This is a genomic window from Lederbergia galactosidilytica (genome assembly GCF_017873565.1).
GTDB classification, from domain to species: domain Bacteria; phylum Bacillota; class Bacilli; order Bacillales; family Bacillaceae_C; genus Lederbergia; species Lederbergia galactosidilytica.
Genome location: NZ_JAGGKH010000007.1, coordinates 184,899 through 202,666, shown reverse-complemented (window position 1 = coordinate 202,666; position 17,768 = coordinate 184,899). Strand labels below are relative to the sequence as shown.

Genomic DNA, 17,768 nt, shown 5'->3' with positions numbered 1-17,768 from the left:
TTTCTCTAAAAAGGGGGATGGAATTTGAATTTTAGTCATGAATCCCCTTTTGTCATGTTTTCTACCGCACATATTGTAGCTGTTCTTATAGGGGGTATGTTGATTTCTTGTTTGTTTTTTATGAGAAGAAAATGGCATTATATTGAAGGGTATAAGCAAATCGAGAAAAGCTATGCTCTTTCACTATTCATTATGGAAATACTTTACCAAACGTGGTTATGGAAAACGAATCGTTGGGATATGAGTTATTCTTTACCGTTAGAATTATGTAGTATTAGCGTAATCCTCGCGATTGTCCTCTTATGGACAGAAAGCAAATATTTATATGATTTTGTTTTTTATGCTGGAATGGGTGGGGCGCTTCAGGCGATCATGACACCAGATTTAGAACTAGGCTTTCCTCATTTTCGTTATTTTCATTTCTTTTATACTCATTTTGGTATCATTTTCACCGCCTGCTATTTTACTTGGTATAAAGGGTATCTCCCTACCTTTAAAGGGATTATGAAAACTTTATTGCTCTTAAATTTATTGCTTCCCATTGTGTTTATGATGAACGGGCTATTTGATGGGAATTATATGTTTCTACGAGCTAAACCGAGTGGTGGAAGCCTTTTGGATTATCTAGGGCCTTATCCATGGTATCTTTTCTCGTTAGAGTTTGTAGCTTTCTTTCTGTTTTTATTTTTTTGGGTAATTTTTCGTCTAGGAACTAGAAATAGTGTAGAAAGACAAAGTAAAAGACAGTGAGGCGAAAAAGGTAGGGAGAATCGAGTGCAATGAAATGACCTTATAAGAATCAAAAAATCTTAATCAAATTTAAAGATGTTTTATTAGTGAAACTAGGAGGATAGCTCGGGAGGAAGATCCATAGATGTGGTACTGTGGGGCGGAAATCAATAATATTAAGACTTTGGCTAAAATTTAGGGTATTCGGATGAGCGTATGGAAAATATGAAGCGATAAGCCATCCTAGCAAATGGAATAGGCATCACTCCTGCTGGAAAGTTAAAGATTAGATTGGCAAGAGCCCAGAAGGTGAAAATTGAGGAGACTTGACACTTGACGGTGGAAAGGAGCATATTCCATTTGCGTATTCAAAAACTATATTATGTTCCAATTACCTAAATTTTGTAGGGGCCTAATAAAAATTGTAGCTCAATAAGCAGAGCTGAAAAAAGATTGGAGAAAATGAATGAAAAAAACTTGTGTGATTGGTTTAGAGGGTGGAGGAACGAGTACCCGTGTAATGGTGGCAGACATACAAGGGCGTGTTCTAGCCTATAAAGAGTCAGGCAGTGCCCATCCTAATAAAGATTCTAAGGCAAAGGAAAATATACAAATGGCTATTTTAGAAGCGTTAACCGCTGCTGACAGATCTTTGGAAGATGTTTGTTATTTAGCGGCTGGTCTTCCGTGTTATCAACAAGAAGATGATCTCCCTTTAGCAAATTCCTTGCTTCTTATTGAAGGACTGTGTTGTTCCAAACGGATTATGAATGACGCTGAAGTAGGACATATAGGTGCTTTTCTATTTGCACCAGGAATTATGGTTGTTTCGGGAACTGGATCTATTGTGATGGGGCTTACAGAGGAGGGGAAAGTTTTATTTAACTCTACCTTTGGGCATTACGCTCCGACAGCTGCGCGGTTTTTATCATATCAAGCGGTTCACGCAATTTTAGCCGGACAAATACAGTTGGAAGATCAGGCGTTTATCCAAGAAGTATTGCAATTTTGGCGTGTAATGGATATAGAAGGATTACGGGAACTGAATTTGAAACATTTTTATATGGATAAGGCTGAGAGGGACCGTCAATTTGGATTAATGGCTCCACTTGTAACGCGGGCTGCTGCTAACAATCAACCATTAGCAAAGCGTGTTTGTGATGAAGCCATTCTTACACTAGAAACAGGGATTCGATTAATTGGCCAATATTTTAGGGAGGAACAAGTTAAGATTTCATTTGTTGGTAGTGTTATACAAAGTCCCTATTTTCGATTCCAATTAAATAATATATTGAAAAAAAGCGCAAATAAGCAATATCAGTTAATCGAGCCGAAATTATCGCCAGTGGCTGGAGCTGTATTAATTTCTCTGAAAGAGTATGGAATTCCTATAACGGAAGAAATATATAGTGAAATTACCAAACATGAAAAGTCCAAGATAGTTTTATAAACAATCATATTTACAGATGAAACGATTTAACTGTTAACTTACTAGATTTATTGGGAGGAGAAGAGTTTATGGAGACGAATTCGCGACCAGCCCCAGAAATAGCTGCTCAACTCGTCATTGAAAAGCGCTTTCCTGATTGCCAGGCTGCACTATTAGCAGGAAGTGTGGTACGCGGGGAAGCAACATCGACATCAGATTTAGATATTGTGATTTTTGAACAGAAGCTTACATCTTCATATCGTGAGTCATTTATTGATTTTGGCTGGTACATAGAATGTTTTGTTCATAATCTCTCTTCTTATAAAAAGTTTTTTGAAAGTGATTGCAAAAGTGCTAAGCCTTCAATGCCTAAAATGGTTTCCGAAGGGATAGTATTAAGAGGTGCCCCCATAATAAAAACGATAAAAAAAGAAGCGAATGATCTATTGAAGAAAGGACCAGATAAATGGTCAAAGGAAACGATCGATATGAAGCGATACTTTCTGACTGATGTTTTAGATGATTTTAAAGGCTGTTCGAAAAGGGAAGAAGCCATTTTTCTTGTTAACACACTTGCGGAATTAACAATCGAGTTTATACTCCGAATGAATCGGCAATGGATCGGTTCGTCAAAATGGACGATTCGAGCGCTGAAGAACTTTGATGAAGACCTTGCCAAAGATTTCATACTGGCTCTTGAAACTTTTTATCAGAAAAACGAAAAAGGAAAAATTATTCAGTTTGTCGAGGAAGCTATCGCTCCTTATGGTGGCTTGTTATTTGCTGGGTTTTCGATGGGGAAATAACAAAGAAGATGAAATAACACTTTAGGTAGTCACCCATAATCCGGAGACAGAGCGTAATTAAACAAGTCTTTGTCAAATGACAGTTAAAGGGAGGAAGATTACTATGAAAGGTTCAATTCAGGCGGTTTTTTTAGATCGTGATGGTACGATAGGCGGTCATGATCATGTTGTATTTCCTGGTGAATTTGAACTGTATCCCAATGCAATGAAGGCGATTAATAGTTTAAAAGAAAAAGAAATCAAAATTTATTCGTTTACTAATCAGCCTGGAATTGCTGCAGGAAATAGTACGGCACAAGCGTTTTATAATGAGCTTAAGGACTTTGGCTTTGATGCTGTTTATCTTTGTCCTCATAGTCATGAGGAAGGCTGTTCTTGCCGAAAACCTACTCCAGGTATGCTGAAAAAAGCAGCTAATGAGCATCAATTAGATTTAAAGAAATGTGTTGTTATTGGTGATCGCTGGACAGATTTGATTGCCGCAAACGAGGTGGGATGCTTGAAGATTTTAGTGAGAACTGGGGCGGGGCAAGAAGCCTATGAGCGTTATCTCCAACAACAATATTTTGGGAAGTGGGCAGAAGTAGTTCCCGATTACATCGCCACAGATGTATTAGATGCTGTTAAATGGTTGAATCATCAAGAAAGATGAGATGGATATTAGTCGGTAAAATTGCCGAGCGTTTACAAACTTATCGGATGGGTAGTGACGGTCACGTCCTATGACCAACGCCGTCACTAGAACATCGTGTTCGTCGAAAGGCATCGGTGAGATCCTGGAGTGCAAATGAGGATCAAAGGCTAAGTACGCGCTGTCCTGGCGGCAGGCCCAAAGCGCAACTCCCCCGTTGCTTCACCTACACTAGTACGTCCTTGTACGTCGTCAACGCCTTCGTGACTTACATCCTATAGGCCTGAGGAATCACCAGCCGCCTGCGAAAGCGAATTATAATTCTGGAGCGGGTTACGTGCACATAGTAATTTGTTTTTTCTCTGGTGAAAAAACTATTGTCCCAGTCTTGTCCAAGTAAACACTCAGTAGATAATCGTTTAAACTCCTTTTCGATCTTCCACATCAAGTTTAGAGCCGTCATTAAAGGTGATTTCGATCTCGAATTTATTGTAATCATTGCCTAGGTCAAAGGCTTGCAAAACTTGTTTAATTGTCTCTTGATCACTACTATCCTTCGTGAGAGTGAGTTTCTTTGCTTTTGAGTAGATACTGTCAAAAGCTTCTTTTCCCCTTAGGAATTTATTATTCAGTTCATCTTCTACCTTGGCTTCAATTGGTTGATTTTTGTCCTGTTCAATTTCAGCTTCATATTCCTGATTATTACCATAAGAAATTTCTATTTCTATTTCAGAAAAATCGAGTTTCTCCATTTGTGATTTCATTTCTTCTTGTTCATTCGAAGAATTTGTTGGTTCACCCTTCAACGAATTGCTTTCTGTTTCATTATTAGTGGTAGTATCTTGAGATGCATTGTTTGGTGTAGAGCTATTTTTATTCGGATCTGTACTAGTGCATGCAACTAAAAGGTTCATCAAGAAAAAGACAGAGAAAACAACTGAGATGCGTTTCATATTTAAGCCTCCCTTAAATCATTTTGGCTACTTAAAATATCCCATATAAATTAGCGGGAAAGGAATGAAATAATAAAAATGCCTAATGTAGGCACTTTTATTTTCGATCTTCAATATCTAATTTACTATCATCTTTAAAAGTCATATCTAAATCAAATTTACTATAATCTGAATCAAGATCAAATCGATCGAGTATGCCTTTGATTGTTGCTTCATTGTCGGCATTAGCATCAAGCTCAATATCTTTTAATTGTGTATACAAAGCAGTAAAAGCTTCCGTCCCTTTGTATATAACATTTTTTACTGTGTCTTTCATTTCAGCTTCGTAATCTCCATCATCACTTTTCTGTTTATATTCGTAGTCTATTTCCTCATTGGGACCATATTTTACCTCAAGTTCAAATTCAGTAAAATTAAGGTCTTGCATCATTTCAGCTACATCTTGATCATTGTGAACTTGTCCCTCATGAGACTTATTTCCACTATCTTCTTTTTGAATCGTATCTGGTGTCTTCTCCCTATCTTGATTGTCATCTGGCACAACTTGTTCTTTCGGATGACTATCAACGGAAGGATCATCTGAGCAAGCAGCTAGTCCTAATAGTAAGCTCGATGCTAATACAGATATGAACCATTTATTCATTTTCTCAAACCTCCAGTATATGGCCTTCTAATTTATAAGTTTTACCGATATTAGTGAAATTAAACATTCTATTGATATATAGGATATAAAAGTATAAAAAGGGATTGTGTTATATGATTTTGTTTGCTATAATTAATTCTTATGTAAGAGGCATTGATTGACAGAATTATGATCATGTGATATATTCATAAGTGAATTGAATACTTGTTGATGGAAGAAGGAGCTGCCCGCTTCTCGCCTGATCGACGCTATATGTTGTTGGCAGGTTTTAGATCTAAATTAATCATTCATTAAATAACTTGAATGAAAAGCGGGTGCTTTGTGCCCGCTTTTTTTATTGCGCATTTTTACAGCGATAGCTTGATGATGAGTAAAGCGCCTGCGCTTATCTTTTTCCAAACAGATGTATTCCGAAAATATCTTGGAGGTGGCTAACTATTAGCAAAGATATGTTGGTAAATGAAGGCATTCGTGCCCGTGAACTTCGTCTAATTGATCATCAGGGTAATCAACTTGGAGTCAAATCCCGCAATGAAGCATTGGAAATGGCTACTCGTGCAAATCTTGATCTTGTTCTTGTTGCCCCAAATGCTAAACCACCAGTAGCCAGAATTATGGACTATGGAAAATATCGCTTTGAGCAACAAAAAAGAGAAAAAGAAGCACGTAAAAATCAAAAAGTGATCAATGTGAAGGAAGTTCGATTAAGTCCAACCATTGAAGATCATGATTTCAATACGAAGCTTCGGAATGGACGTAAGTTCCTGGAAAAAGGGGACAAAGTGAAAGCTTCGATCCGCTTTAGAGGGCGCGCCATTACCCATAAGGAAATCGGTCAACGTGTATTGAATAAATTCGCTGAAGAATGCAGTGATTTAGCAGCTGTTGAATCGAAGCCGAAAATGGATGGCCGTAGCATGTTCTTGGTGTTGGCACCAAAAACCGAAAAGTAAAGTTTTGAGGAGGAAAAACCCTATGCCAAAAATGAAAACTCACCGTGGCGCAGCTAAGCGTTTTAAGAAAACAGGTAGTGGTAAACTGAAACGTTCACATGCTTATACAAGCCACATGTTCGCTCATAAATCACAAAAACAAAAACGTAAACTACGTAAATCTGCTATTGTCTCAAAAGGTGATTTTAAAAGAATTCGTCACCTACTTGACAATTTGAAATAAACCGGAACCAATTAGGAGGGAATTAATATGCCACGTGTTAAAGGCGGTACAGTTACACGCAGACGTCGCAAGAAAGTTTTAAAATTAGCAAAAGGTTATTATGGTTCAAAACATAGACTATTTAAAGTAGCCAATCAACAAGTAATGAAATCTTATATGTACGCTTACCGTGATCGTCGTAATAAAAAGCGTGATTTCCGTAAGCTTTGGATCACTCGTATTAATGCAGCTGCTCGTATGAACGGTCTTTCTTATAGCCGTTTAATGCATGGTTTGAAATTGGCTGGCATTGAAGTGAATCGCAAAATGCTTGCTGATCTAGCTGTATCTGATGAAAATGCATTCGCAGAATTAGCTAATAAAGCAAAAGCAGCTCTATAATTAGAAAAGCGAAAGCGCCTGTCTAGTGAGGTAGAAATTTAAATAATAAGGATGAACAGTTAAAAGACGCGCCGTCCTGGCGCTTCGTCTGCACTAGTACATTCTTTTACGTCGCAACTCTGTTCTGACCAGATTCTGTAGGCCTGGGATAAAGGAAACACGGTGAAGGTTGAGCTTGGCTTCCTTATCGTAGGAAGGGATCGTAAATTTGCTAGTTGCTAGGCGCTGTAGCTGGGCAAAAAGCCATTCTCCATTATTTTGGAGAATGGCTTTTGTTATAGATGGGAGGAAGAGCATGATTAGCCCAATAATAGTAATATACACTGCTATAATTAATCTATGGGGAATCTTTGTAATGAGGATTGATAAAAGAAGGGCTGAAAAAAAAGAATGGCGTATTAGCGAAAAAAGCTTATGGTTGATCGCGGTAATTGGAGGCGCAGTTGGAACAACGATTGGAATGTGGATCTTTCGCCATAAAACCAAACATTTAGCATTTAAATTTGGATTCCCATTATTGGCGGTTGTAGATTGTTTTCTTTTTTATTTGGTGCTTGACCGCCTGTCATAACGAATTTCTCGATCCCATAGACTATAAGAGGATGTTCAAAAAGCCTGGTAAAAATGATACTGTGGGACATATGTTCTTCGATTAAATACCAAGACGTTTCTGTGCTGAACTTTGAAGTGAAAGCCGTTAGATAGCCTCAAACTTTCAAGGGTCCAGGATATACTTAGTGTCGGACATTTGCGATTGACGTCAGCGCCTTTAGCCGACTTAGTCCTTTTTGAACACGCTCTATAAAGAGGGCGGAGGGGATCAAATTGAATGAACAATTATTGATCATACTGACATTTGTGCAAGGAACAGGCACATTGGCTCCGATCATCTTCATTTTTTTCCATGTGATACGTCAATTTATTTTTATACCGGTTATAATGGTCTGCATGGTTGGTGGGATATTATTTGGTAGTGTCTTAGGAACCCTTTTTTCAATGACAGGTTTACTTATTTTATCGGCTTTATTTTATTTTTGTATTCGCAGAATGCCTAATACTTATGAAAAATTATTAAAGATAAAAAATAAGTGGTTTGGTCGTTATGCTAAAATGACAGTAGGTCAAATTGCGATCCTTCGACTCATTCCTTTTTTTCACTATCATTTATTAAATCTTTGTCTATTAGAAAGAAGGCCCGATTTCAAGGGATTTATGAAGGGTGCGTTCGCAACTAATCTTCCGTTGGCTTTTTTTTACACTGTATTTGGGGAATTTATCACACATTTTACTCCTACGATTAGTGTTATTATTTTATTGGCTTTGCTTGCATTGGTATATATTTTACGCGAAAAAATGTCAACCGTCGCTTGGAATGAATTTTTCTCGCAAGAAGAAAAGGCGAAAAATGTCTGTTCATAAAAGACACGTATGTAGAAATACACTATTCTCTATTGAAAATCAATAGTGTACGATCAGAAGGGTCTACGAAAAATCATAAATCGATTTTTCGTAGACCCTTTCTGACCGAATATTATTTTTTATTTTTCTCCATTAGTTCTTTAATTGGACTTTTCCAATCAATAGCGCTATCAGGATAACGGAGTTGAATTTCATTTTCGATAAATCGAAAATCTTCATAAGATAGACCCTTAAGTAGATTAGGATTCCGCGGCCAAACGAAAATAGAAACAACTTCAAAGGAGCGATCGGTTGTACCGAGATATTTTTCACCTTCAAACATAACGCCATTAAAGGTAATCAGGAAATTTTTTCTAATATTATCAGGTACATCATAGAAAAAATACTTTTTCTGTTCATGAGCGGTTTCCAGTTTTCGTTTCGGATCTAATATAAATTTAATGATTTTATAAATCAAATAAATAATAAGGGCGAAAATAGCGATTCTTAGCAGAATAAGCATGACACAGCCTCCGATCGGATAATCTAATAATTCGTGTTCAAAAAAGACCGAGTCGATTAAAGACGCTACTGTCGACAAATACGTCCTGGACGAGCAGTGGAGCAACAAGCGAACGAAGAAACTTGAGTATCATTTTTTGAACATCTCAACTGGCTATACGAACGAGCTTAGAAAAAGTTTCATTATTTGTTATAATTTTTTTAGGAGGGATTTTTACAATGACAATGAAAGAATGGTTTGAAATGCAACGAAAATTAGATCAATACATTGAGAAGGAACATGGTTTACAAGATCGCTCTCTATTTGAAGAAAAAACTCTCGCTTTATTTGTAGAAATTGGCGAGTTAGCAAATGAGACAAGATGTTTTAAATTCTGGAGTAAAAAGCCAGCTTCAGATAGTAAGGTGATTTTGGAGGAATATGTAGATGGGATCCATTTCATACTCTCCTTAGGATTGGAACTGGGCTTTGACGAAAACACATTTTCAATTGTTTCTTATGAAGGTAATGAGGATTTAGTTACAAGTTTCTTAAAAGTTTATCACCAAATTGGTGAACTAAGGCAATCACGCTCACTCAATGATTACGAAGATTTATTACGGCAATATTTTATTTTGGGACAATCGCTTGGGTTCACAATTGATGATACCCAAAAAGCTTATATTGAAAAAAATGAAGTGAATTATAAACGTCAAGAGGAAGGCTATTAACAGAGAATGTTCAAAAGGTAAAGATCAAAGGCTAAATACGCGACGTCCTGCTGCAACGACTTTATAATCTACATCCTACAGGCCATGATAAAAGTGAAACTGCGAACTTTTTTGGCCATTTTTATCTTCTTTTTTTTATTAGTAGCATTCCATCTTTCCTTTTTATTATAATGGAAATAGTTTCGAAATTGTGAAGGAGGGACCAAATTGAAAAAGTTAGATAATACATTAACGATGTTAAAGGATTTAACCGATGCCAAGGGAATTCCTGGGAATGAAAAAGAGCCGAGAGAAGTGATGAAACAATACATAACCCCTTTTGCTGATGAGGTGGAATCTGACGGATTAGGTAGTTTAATCGCTAAAAAAATAGGAGCAGAAAATGGCCCGAAAATTATGATATCTGGTCATTTAGATGAAGTAGGCTTTATGATTACGCAAATTGATGATAAGGGCTTTTTGCGTTTTCAAACTGTTGGCGGTTGGTGGTCGCAAGTAATGCTTACACAACGGGTAACGATCGTTACTTCAAAGGGTGATATTACAGGAGTCATTGGGTCTAAACCGCCTCATATCTTGTCAGCTGAGGCCCGAAAAAAACCGATTGATATAAAAGACATGTTTATTGATATTGGTGCTTCTAATAAAGAGGAAGCGGTCGAATGGGGTGTCCGACCAGGTGATATGGTGGTTCCATACTTTGAGTTTACTGTGATGAATAATGAAAAAATGCTTCTTGCGAAGGCATGGGATAACCGTATTGGTTGTGCAATTGCTATTGATGTAATGAAAAATCTGCAAAATGTGGACCATCAAAATATTGTCTATGGGGTAGGAACTGTTCAAGAAGAGGTAGGTCTGCGTGGCGCCAAAACAGCAGCCAATAAAATTCAACCAGATATCGCGATTGCGGTTGATGTAGGGATTGCTGGGGATACACCAGGAATTTCAGAAAAAGAGGCGCAATCGAAAATGGGGGATGGCCCGCAAATTATCCTTTATGATGCTTCAATGGTTTCCCATAAAGGTTTGCGTGAACTAATCACAGATGTTGCAGATGAATTGAATATACCGTATCAATTTGATGCGATTCCAGGTGGGGGAACAGATGCTGGTTCAATCCACTTAGCGGCAGAAGGTGCTCCTTCGATTGCAATGACCATTGCGACTCGTTATATTCATTCGCATGCGGGAATTCTTCATCGGGATGATTTTGAAAATGCTGTAAAGCTTATTACAGAAGTGATCAAGCGCTTGGATCGAGAAACAGTTGATAAAATTACGTATCAATAGGAATAAGGCCCGCATTTGCGGGTCTTTGCCTTCACCGAACAAAGCGATAAGGAGTTACGAGTTGGCTTTAATGGTAAAACCATTCACTTCAGACCATTCGGCATAAAAAATTTCTTTAATATTCTCATAACCTTCATTGTTCAATTGGTTCATTAGCCACTCTTTATTCTTGCCAATCAGTTTCAGTGTTTTTTCTTTTATTTTTCCTTCATCAACAAGCAAGTGGGATAAGGAAGATTTATTTGGGTGAAGATGTAACATTTCAGCTGTTACCGGGGAGTAGTTCTCATTTTTCAATACACTTAAATGTCCATTCGGCTCTAGGATGGCAAATTTTAATTCTTTGATTGAAAAAATCCCCTGTTGACGGAGCATCGTTCTAAGTTGTTCAGATTCTAATTTATTTCTTTTAAGTTCTTTAATATCTAGTTCTCCATCATTCACAATAATAGCAGGCTCTCCTTTTATGATTGGCTTCATTTTATCGAATTTACGTACAATTGTTTCAATGAAATAAATTAAAATAGCCCATAGTATAATGGTGTAAAGTACTTCCCAGACACTAACTTTTTCATCATAAACAGATTCCTCTAAGAAACCGCCAATGACTAGCAAATAAACAAAGTCAAATGGGGTGAATTGAGATAATTCCTTTTTTCCTAACAAACGAATGATTAATAATAAGATAATTAATCCTGAAATGACTTTCACTGTAATACTAGTGTCCATAATAAACTCCTCCTATGTTCAATACCTGTATAAAATGGCTTACCCGTTTTAGTTGGCTTTCAATCAGGAGAGAGAAATTGCGAGCGGTTTCGAATCTTATCATCAGAGCTAATGGCTGTTTTATTTTCAATGAGACTAAGGAGGAAAAATGCTATTAAGAAATGCTACGATTATAGAGAAAATCCATTGAAAAAACCCGAATCCTTAACAGGACTCAGGTTACTCTTACGCTTGAAATTGCTCGCTAATATCTGCTTATTTTAAACCTTGTTCTAGCGTTTCTAGCATCATATTTTGTTCTTTTGCGTCTGCATTTTGCCAGATAACTTCAAATAAAACCCCTAGCCCGGGTAACATTTTTTCTTCTCCACGTTGGATCGCATCCACAATGGTATCCTTTAATTGGGCTTGGTCATTGCCTGAAACATTATGAATAACTGCTTTACGTAAATTTAAATCCATGATCATGGCTCCTTTATAATAGATGTGATGTTTAGTTTTTCTCAAAAGAGTTGTAATATGTATGAGGGATCTTTCAAAAAGTAATAAAAGCTAAATTGTTCAACCATTTAAAGATTGTAAAGCAAATCTTAATGGATAGGGAGAAGTTTTTATTTTGCTTCTTGATTTACTTTTTGAAGGGGATTAAATGAAATAAGACATTAGAAAGGCCTGAAAAAAATATGGAAGTGATACAATCAACTAAAAATGAAAAGGTCAAATTATGGAAAAAATTACGCACTAAGAAATTCCGCGATCAGACAGGGACTTACTTAATTGAAGGAGAGCATTTACTCTTAGAGGCCTTCAAAACAAATGAGGTTTTAGAAGTGATCATTCAAGAGGATAAGGAATTATCAACTGGTTGGGCAATAAATCACCAGGAAATTCCAGTTGTGTTAATTTCAAAAGAAGTTAGTGAACATATTTCTGATACAAAGACCCCTCAAGGAATATTTGCAGTATGTAAAAAAAGAAATACGAAAGTAGACTTCGTTCAACATTCTCGTTTTCTTTTACTGGATGGTGTGCAGGATCCTGGTAATATCGGTACGATTATTCGTACTGCAGATGCGGCCGGGGTGGAAGTTGTCATTTTAGGCGAGGGAACTGGGGATCTTTATAATCCGAAAGTCATACGGTCGGCTCAGGGGAGTCATTTCCACCTTACGATTGAAACCGGAGATTTAATTGAATGGTTAGAACAAATAAAACAAAATGAAATACCGCTTTTTGGAACGGCTTTAGAAGGAGCAGTGGATTTTAAAACTATCATGCCAACGGAATCATTCGCACTTGTGGTAGGGAATGAAGGGGCAGGTGTTTCAAAAGAAGCGCTCGGAAAAACAGAAAAAAACCTATACATACCCATCTATGGGCAAAGTGAATCACTCAATGTTTCCATTGCTACTGGTATATTGCTATATCATTTGAGAAAATAGGTTTGAATTCAGATGGGGAAACAGCTATAATGTGTATATCTAAATAATCGAAAGACGTCGACGGAGAAAAGTAGTTTGGTGGAAGCATTTAGGAAGAAAATGCCTTGACTGGAAGCATTTTTTGCCAAAGCCAAATGAAGTTCACCTCCTGAGTCGGCATCAGGACCGTTCTACTATGTGTTTAAAAACTTGAAGTTCCATTTTTGCACATCGTTACGTAAAGATGCATCGGCACTTGCCGTTATCAGAATGAAGTGAGCATGTCTAACATGTTTATAAGGGTGGTACCGCGACGACAAACCTCGTCCCTTTTTAGGGAGGAGGTTTTTTATTTTAGAAAAAACATAAGGAGGAGTCTACAAAGTGAGAGAAAGATTGCAAGAGCTAAAAACAGAAGCACTAGATAAGATTAAAAGCTCGTCCAATTTAAAAGAACTAAATGATCTTCGTGTTTCGTATCTAGGGAAAAAAGGTCCTATCACAGAGGTTTTGCGAGGAATGGGGAAATTATCTGCTGAGGAACGCCCCAAAATTGGAGCTTTAGCAAACACAATTAGAGAAAGTATTTCTGAAGTGATTGCTGAGAAACGAAATGACTTAGAAAAAGCGGCCATACAGAAAAAGTTGGAAGCTGAAACAATTGATGTCACATTACCTGGTAGACCTGTGCAAACAGGGAGCCGCCATCCTTTAACGAAGATTATTGAAGAGATTGAGGATCTGTTTATTGGCATGGGTTATCAAGTGGCGGAAGGTCCAGAAGTGGAAAAAGATTATTATAATTTCGAGGCGCTCAATTTGCCAAAAGGCCATCCAGCAAGGGATATGCAGGATTCTTTCTATATTACAGAAGAATTGTTAATGCGCACACAAACTTCACCAGTTCAAGCACGCACGATGGAAAAACATGAGGGAAAAGGGCCCATCAAAATTGTTTGCCCTGGTAAAGTATATCGTCGTGATAATGACGATGCGACTCATTCCCATCAGTTTACCCAAATTGAAGGGCTTGTTGTGGATGAGAATATTACTATGGCAGATTTAAAAGGAACTTTAGATGTTTTTGCTAAGAAAATGTTTGGGGCAGATCGCGAAATTCGTCTTCGTCCTAGCTTTTTCCCATTCACAGAACCATCAGTAGAAATGGATATTTCTTGTAAAATCTGTGCAGGTTCAGGATGCCGAATTTGTAAACAAACGGGCTGGATTGAAATATTAGGCGCAGGGATGGTTCATCCGAATGTTCTCCAAATGTCTGGGTTTGATCCGGAGAAGTATACCGGATTTGCATTTGGAATGGGACCTGAACGGATTGCGATGCTGAAGTATGGAATTGATGATATTCGTCATTTCTATACAAATGATATTCGTTTCTTACAACAATTTGCGGTGCAAGAATAAGGGTAGGAGGATAAAAAATGCTTGTTTCTTATAAATGGCTGCAAGAATATGTTGATCTTGCGGGAATATCGGCAAATGAATTAGCGGAAAAAATAACAAGAAGTGGAATTGAAGTCGATGGTGTAGAACAAAAAAGTGCTGGCGTAAAAAATATAGTTGTTGGCCATGTGCTGGAATGTGAAAAACATCCTGAGGCAGATAAATTAAATAAATGTTTAGTAGATGTAGGCGAAGAAGAACCTATTCAAATTATTTGTGGAGCACCTAATGTCGCGAAGGGGCAGAAAGTAGCTGTAGCAAAGGTAGGAGCCGTCTTGCCAGGTAATTTTAAAATTAAGAAAGCAAAACTGCGTGGCGAAGTTTCAAATGGTATGATTTGTTCTCTTCAAGAACTAGGAATAGAAGGCAAGTTAGTGTCTAAGGAATTCGCAGAGGGAATCTTTGTATTTCCTGGTAACGCTGAAATAGGGGCTGATGTTCTAGAATTATTGAACTTGGATGATAAGGTATTAGAACTTGACCTTACTCCGAATCGGGCAGATGCACTGAGTATGCTGGGAATGGCCTATGAGACAGCGGCAATCCTTGATCAAGAGATCAAATTACCAGAAACAGAACTAGAGTCCTCCTCAGAAAAGGCGGAAAGCTATATTGCAGTTAAGGTTGAGGCAAGCGAGGAAAATCCATTATACACAGCAAAAGTGATCCGTAATGTTAAAATTGGCCCTTCTCCATTATGGATGCAAGCCCGTCTCATGTCTGCGGGAATTCGTCCCCATAATAATGTTGTGGATATTACCAATTATATTTTATTAGAATATGGTCAACCACTTCATGCCTTTGATTATGATAAATTGGGTTCGCAAGAAATAGTTGTCAGGCTTGCTGCTGAAGGGGAAAAACTGGTGACACTGGATGGTATGGAACGAACATTAACAAGTGAGCAAATGGTCATCACAAATGGCTCTATGCCGATAGCTTTAGCAGGAGTAATGGGTGGAGAATATACTGAAGTAAGTAATGAAACCACAACTGTTTTGCTTGAATCAGCTTATTTCTCTGGTCCATCTGTCCGGGCAACTTCTAAACATCATGGTTTAAGAAGTGAAGCTAGCACTAGATATGAAAAAGGTGTAGATCCTACTCGTGTTCGTCCTGCTGCTGAACGAGCGGCTAAGCTAATGGCAGAACTTGCAGGTGGAGAAGTATTAGCAGGACGGGTAGAGGCTGATTATTTAACACTTGAACCTGTCACACTTACAATCACATTAGAAAAAATCAACCGTGTATTAGGAACTGATATTATCGAGTCTGAGGTCATGGCAATTTTTAGAAGATTACAGTTTGAAGTTTCAGTTGTAGAAAGCACTTTTACAGTGACAGTACCTCCACGTCGGGGGGATATTAAGATTGAAGAGGATTTGATCGAAGAAGTTGCGCGTCTTTATGGTTATGATCTCTTACCTAAGACTTTACCGAAGGGTGCAGCTACTTCCGGTGGATTAACTAAAGGGCAGGGAAAGCGCCGCTCAGCAAGAGATTTCCTAGAAGGGGCAGGACTTTTTCAAACAATCACTTATTCTTTAACTTCCGAAGAAAAATCGGCGCGCTTTGCACTTGAAACCCGAGAACCCGTAAAACTAGCGATGCCAATGAGTGAAGAACATAGTTGTTTGCGAATGAGTATGATTCCACAACTATTAGAATCTGTCTCTTATAATATTGCCAGGCAACAAGAAACAGTAGCCTTTTATGAAATAGGTTCGATTTTTCTTAATAATGGACAAAATCAACAACCTGATGAACAGGAACATATTGCAGGAGCCTTAACTGGTTTATGGGTTGAGAACGCGTGGCAAGGTGAAAAGAAACCAGTTGATTTTTATGTAGCGAAAGGGATCTTAGCAGGACTTTTTGCGAGAATGGGTGTTGCTGACAAAGTGGAATGGCGAGCAGCAAAAATAGATAATATGCATCCTGGTAGAACAGCGGAAATAGTCCTAGATGGTGAGGTAATTGGTTTTGTTGGTGAGTTACATCCAACAATGGAAAAAGCATTAGATCTTAAAGATACCTATGTATTTGAAATCAAAGCTGAACCGATTTTCCATTATGATCTCCCAGAATTAAAATATGTACCAATCCCTAAATTCCCGTCGATTTCCAGAGATATTGCTCTTGTTGTTGATACAACAGTCACAGCAGGAACTTTGGAAGGGATTATCCAAGCAGCAGGTGGGAAACTTCTAAAATCAATTAAGGTATTTGATCTATATGAAGGTGAACATATGCAAAAAGGGAAAAAATCGATTGCTTTTTCACTAACATATGCTAATCCTGAAAAAACCCTAACAGATGAAGAAATAATCAAAGTACATGATAAAGTATTGGCAGCGGTAAAGGATCAAGCAGGTGCCGAATTAAGAGGATAAAAACAGAGGTAACTGTTGGTAGTAAATAAACTTAAAACAACTGTAAGAATCTTATAAAACGGCAGGATGTATAGACAGTCTATACATCCTGTCGTTTTAATTGTTTGTAGAAGTTGCTTATATTCCGGCTATTTTTTTAGCTTTCTCTGTATTTGCGAAATGCGTTTTTGTAAATGTATTAAGTGCTTGTATCCCTTGAATTTGAATCAGACGTGCGGCATCTTGGTCTACTTTAGGGCCCGCACCTTTTGTTAACTTGAACCCTGCTTTTTGACTTAATTGATCCATCGCTTTTAAGAAAGCATAACGAGCTAGGATCGATGCAGCCGCAACGGAAAGGTGAATACTTTCCGCTTTTGTACTAAAATATACATTCTCACGGCAAATTTCTTTGACACCTTGAAGATGGCGGTAATAGACTGGCGCTTCTGCAAATTGGTCGACAAGAATAGCATCTGGTTTTTCAGGTTCGATTTTTTTAAGCAAATAATTGAGAGCTTGGTTGTGCAGTCTAGCCGTAATTTTTCCTTGCGTCATACCAGAAGACTGAAGCTGATTATATTTTTCATTTGGCAATGTCAAAAGACTGTAGGGTAAAAAAGTTATTAAATCTTTTGCAATCTTTACTATTTCTACATCAGAAAGATTTTTGGAGTCCTGTACACCTAATTCCTTGACTAGAGGTATCTGTTCTTTTTTCACATAGGTTGCAACAACGGTCAACGGTCCGAAATAATCACCTTTTCCCACTTCATCAGAACCAATCACGGATAAAGATGAAATATTAGACGGCAGAGGAATACCAGATGATTTCTTTTTAGCAGGTGCTGCTTTCTTGGTTGGTAATGCCCCTCCCCATTGTTTGGCTTCTGCTTCATTTCCTGTTCCTTGGAACATGACTTTCCCTGAACGATAGGCAGTAATCGTACAGCCTTGTTTTTTAGCGGAAAACACACTGCCTGGCGGATTGTTTGTTTTTAAATATTGTGCATAATAGCTCTTCATTTTTTCAATTTCTGTTTGAGTTACTTGAATAACTGTATTCGCCAACCGATCACTTCCTCATGTTAAATATCATACAATACGTTTGAA

The 17,768-nt window shown here is 37.7% G+C and carries 20 protein-coding genes and 2 other annotated features; of the genes, 14 read left to right on the top strand and 6 right to left on the bottom strand.

What is annotated here, in order from left to right:
* Positions 1-24: 24 nt before the first annotated feature.
* The 4 genes from J2Z23_RS09635 to J2Z23_RS09620 all read left to right on the top strand — a co-directional run bounded on the left by J2Z23_RS09635 (position 25) and on the right by J2Z23_RS09620 (position 3,616).
* Complete coding sequence (locus J2Z23_RS09635) at positions 25-750, top strand: YwaF family protein (RefSeq protein WP_238456193.1); 726 nt, start codon at positions 25-27, stop codon at positions 748-750.
* 445 nt (positions 751-1,195) lie between these two features.
* Complete coding sequence (locus J2Z23_RS09630) at positions 1,196-2,179, top strand: BadF/BadG/BcrA/BcrD ATPase family protein (RefSeq protein ID WP_057985129.1); 984 nt, start codon at positions 1,196-1,198, stop codon at positions 2,177-2,179.
* A gap of 68 nt (positions 2,180-2,247) precedes the next feature.
* Positions 2,248-2,964, top strand: a complete 717-nt coding sequence (locus J2Z23_RS09625; RefSeq protein ID WP_057985128.1) for a nucleotidyltransferase domain-containing protein — start codon at positions 2,248-2,250, stop codon at positions 2,962-2,964.
* A gap of 103 nt (positions 2,965-3,067) precedes the next feature.
* Positions 3,068-3,616, top strand: a complete 549-nt coding sequence (locus J2Z23_RS09620; protein WP_057985127.1) for an HAD-IIIA family hydrolase — start codon at positions 3,068-3,070, stop codon at positions 3,614-3,616.
* A 398-nt stretch (positions 3,617-4,014) separates the two neighbouring features.
* Here the strand turns inward: J2Z23_RS09620 and J2Z23_RS09615 are convergent, their stop codons facing one another.
* Together J2Z23_RS09615 and J2Z23_RS09610 are read right to left on the bottom strand one after the other, a co-directional pair.
* Positions 4,015-4,548, bottom strand: coding sequence for a YusW family protein (locus tag J2Z23_RS09615; RefSeq protein WP_057985125.1), 534 nt, complete (start codon positions 4,546-4,548; stop codon positions 4,015-4,017).
* Between the two features lie 97 nt (positions 4,549-4,645).
* Entirely contained in the window at positions 4,646-5,191 is a 546-nt protein-coding gene (locus J2Z23_RS09610; RefSeq protein WP_057985123.1) for a YusW family protein, read from the bottom strand.
* A gap of 208 nt (positions 5,192-5,399) precedes the next feature.
* Positions 5,400-5,534 (top strand) — a sequence feature (ribosomal protein L20 leader region).
* A gap of 106 nt (positions 5,535-5,640) precedes the next feature.
* Between J2Z23_RS09610 and infC the strand changes: the two genes are divergently transcribed.
* The 5 genes from infC (at position 5,641) to J2Z23_RS09585 (ending at position 8,167) form a co-directional block, all read left to right on the top strand.
* On the top strand, positions 5,641-6,144 hold the full coding sequence (infC, locus tag J2Z23_RS09605; RefSeq protein WP_057985120.1) for a translation initiation factor IF-3: 504 nt from the start codon (positions 5,641-5,643) through the stop codon (positions 6,142-6,144).
* A gap of 22 nt (positions 6,145-6,166) precedes the next feature.
* The gene (gene rpmI / locus J2Z23_RS09600) at positions 6,167-6,367 is read left to right on the top strand and encodes a 50S ribosomal protein L35 (RefSeq protein ID WP_057985118.1); all 201 of its coding nucleotides are present in this window, start codon (positions 6,167-6,169) and stop codon (positions 6,365-6,367) included.
* Between the two features lie 27 nt (positions 6,368-6,394).
* Positions 6,395-6,748: a 50S ribosomal protein L20 gene (gene rplT / locus J2Z23_RS09595; protein WP_057985116.1), complete on the top strand. Its 354-nt coding sequence runs from the start codon at positions 6,395-6,397 to the stop codon at positions 6,746-6,748.
* Between the two features lie 295 nt (positions 6,749-7,043).
* Entirely contained in the window at positions 7,044-7,319 is a 276-nt protein-coding gene (locus J2Z23_RS09590; RefSeq protein ID WP_057985114.1) for a DUF1294 domain-containing protein, read from the top strand.
* Positions 7,320-7,573: 254 nt separating this feature from the next.
* Complete coding sequence (locus J2Z23_RS09585; protein ID WP_064468571.1) at positions 7,574-8,167, top strand: TVP38/TMEM64 family protein; 594 nt, start codon at positions 7,574-7,576, stop codon at positions 8,165-8,167.
* A gap of 112 nt (positions 8,168-8,279) precedes the next feature.
* Here J2Z23_RS09585 and J2Z23_RS09580 read toward each other — a convergent pair whose 3' ends face one another.
* On the bottom strand, positions 8,280-8,669 hold the full coding sequence (locus tag J2Z23_RS09580; protein ID WP_057985109.1) for a hypothetical protein: 390 nt from the start codon (positions 8,667-8,669) through the stop codon (positions 8,280-8,282).
* Positions 8,670-8,887: 218 nt separating this feature from the next.
* Between J2Z23_RS09580 and J2Z23_RS09575 the strand changes: the two genes are divergently transcribed.
* Both J2Z23_RS09575 and J2Z23_RS09570 read left to right on the top strand, forming a co-directional pair.
* The gene (locus tag J2Z23_RS09575) at positions 8,888-9,379 is read left to right on the top strand and encodes a dUTP diphosphatase (RefSeq protein ID WP_057985107.1); all 492 of its coding nucleotides are present in this window, start codon (positions 8,888-8,890) and stop codon (positions 9,377-9,379) included.
* 207 nt (positions 9,380-9,586) lie between these two features.
* A complete protein-coding gene (locus J2Z23_RS09570) occupies positions 9,587-10,672 on the top strand; it encodes a M42 family metallopeptidase (RefSeq protein WP_209973744.1) in 1,086 nt (361 codons plus the stop codon).
* 54 nt (positions 10,673-10,726) lie between these two features.
* Here J2Z23_RS09570 and J2Z23_RS09565 read toward each other — a convergent pair whose 3' ends face one another.
* Both J2Z23_RS09565 and sspI read right to left on the bottom strand, forming a co-directional pair.
* Positions 10,727-11,401 (bottom strand): DUF421 domain-containing protein, encoded by a 675-nt coding sequence (locus J2Z23_RS09565; protein WP_064468572.1) that lies wholly within the window; start codon positions 11,399-11,401, stop codon positions 10,727-10,729.
* Between the two features lie 255 nt (positions 11,402-11,656).
* Positions 11,657-11,863: a small acid-soluble spore protein SspI gene (gene sspI, locus J2Z23_RS09560; RefSeq protein WP_057985102.1), complete on the bottom strand. Its 207-nt coding sequence runs from the start codon at positions 11,861-11,863 to the stop codon at positions 11,657-11,659.
* 221 nt (positions 11,864-12,084) lie between these two features.
* On the opposite strand from sspI, the gene J2Z23_RS09555 reads away from it, so the two are divergent.
* The 3 genes from J2Z23_RS09555 to pheT all read left to right on the top strand — a co-directional run bounded on the left by J2Z23_RS09555 (position 12,085) and on the right by pheT (position 16,676).
* A complete protein-coding gene (locus tag J2Z23_RS09555) occupies positions 12,085-12,843 on the top strand; it encodes a TrmH family RNA methyltransferase (RefSeq protein WP_209973742.1) in 759 nt (252 codons plus the stop codon).
* 48 nt (positions 12,844-12,891) lie between these two features.
* Positions 12,892-13,156: a binding site (T-box leader), on the top strand.
* Between the two features lie 50 nt (positions 13,157-13,206).
* Entirely contained in the window at positions 13,207-14,244 is a 1,038-nt protein-coding gene (gene pheS, locus J2Z23_RS09550) for a phenylalanine--tRNA ligase subunit alpha (protein ID WP_057985098.1), read from the top strand.
* 17 nt (positions 14,245-14,261) lie between these two features.
* Positions 14,262-16,676, top strand: a complete 2,415-nt coding sequence (gene pheT / locus J2Z23_RS09545; RefSeq protein WP_057985096.1) for a phenylalanine--tRNA ligase subunit beta — start codon at positions 14,262-14,264, stop codon at positions 16,674-16,676.
* 117 nt (positions 16,677-16,793) lie between these two features.
* On the opposite strand, the gene rnhC is transcribed toward pheT, so the two are convergent.
* Positions 16,794-17,726 (bottom strand): ribonuclease HIII, encoded by a 933-nt coding sequence (rnhC, locus tag J2Z23_RS09540; RefSeq protein WP_057985094.1) that lies wholly within the window; start codon positions 17,724-17,726, stop codon positions 16,794-16,796.
* Positions 17,727-17,768: the final 42 nt, after the last annotated feature.

Bases quoted from the DNA above. Each gene is read 5' to 3' on its own strand.
- J2Z23_RS09575 (WP_057985107.1), top strand. From the start codon at position 8,888: ATGACAATGAAAGAATGGTTTGAAATGCAACGAAAATTAGATCAATAC.
- infC (WP_057985120.1), top strand. From the start codon at position 5,641: ATGTTGGTAAATGAAGGCATTCGTGCCCGTGAACTTCGTCTAATTGAT.
- pheT (WP_057985096.1), top strand. From the start codon at position 14,262: ATGCTTGTTTCTTATAAATGGCTGCAAGAATATGTTGATCTTGCGGGA.
- J2Z23_RS09610 (WP_057985123.1), bottom strand. From the start codon at position 5,191: ATGAATAAATGGTTCATATCTGTATTAGCATCGAGCTTACTATTAGGA.
- J2Z23_RS09590 (WP_057985114.1), top strand. From the start codon at position 7,044: ATGATTAGCCCAATAATAGTAATATACACTGCTATAATTAATCTATGG.
- rplT (WP_057985116.1), top strand. From the start codon at position 6,395: ATGCCACGTGTTAAAGGCGGTACAGTTACACGCAGACGTCGCAAGAAA.
- J2Z23_RS09565 (WP_064468572.1), bottom strand. From the start codon at position 11,401: ATGGACACTAGTATTACAGTGAAAGTCATTTCAGGATTAATTATCTTA.
- J2Z23_RS09620 (WP_057985127.1), top strand. From the start codon at position 3,068: ATGAAAGGTTCAATTCAGGCGGTTTTTTTAGATCGTGATGGTACGATA.
- J2Z23_RS09555 (WP_209973742.1), top strand. From the start codon at position 12,085: ATGGAAGTGATACAATCAACTAAAAATGAAAAGGTCAAATTATGGAAA.
- J2Z23_RS09615 (WP_057985125.1), bottom strand. From the start codon at position 4,548: ATGAAACGCATCTCAGTTGTTTTCTCTGTCTTTTTCTTGATGAACCTT.
- J2Z23_RS09580 (WP_057985109.1), bottom strand. From the start codon at position 8,669: ATGCTTATTCTGCTAAGAATCGCTATTTTCGCCCTTATTATTTATTTG.
- rpmI (WP_057985118.1), top strand. From the start codon at position 6,167: ATGCCAAAAATGAAAACTCACCGTGGCGCAGCTAAGCGTTTTAAGAAA.
- sspI (WP_057985102.1), bottom strand. From the start codon at position 11,863: ATGGATTTAAATTTACGTAAAGCAGTTATTCATAATGTTTCAGGCAAT.
- J2Z23_RS09625 (WP_057985128.1), top strand. From the start codon at position 2,248: ATGGAGACGAATTCGCGACCAGCCCCAGAAATAGCTGCTCAACTCGTC.
- J2Z23_RS09630 (WP_057985129.1), top strand. From the start codon at position 1,196: ATGAAAAAAACTTGTGTGATTGGTTTAGAGGGTGGAGGAACGAGTACC.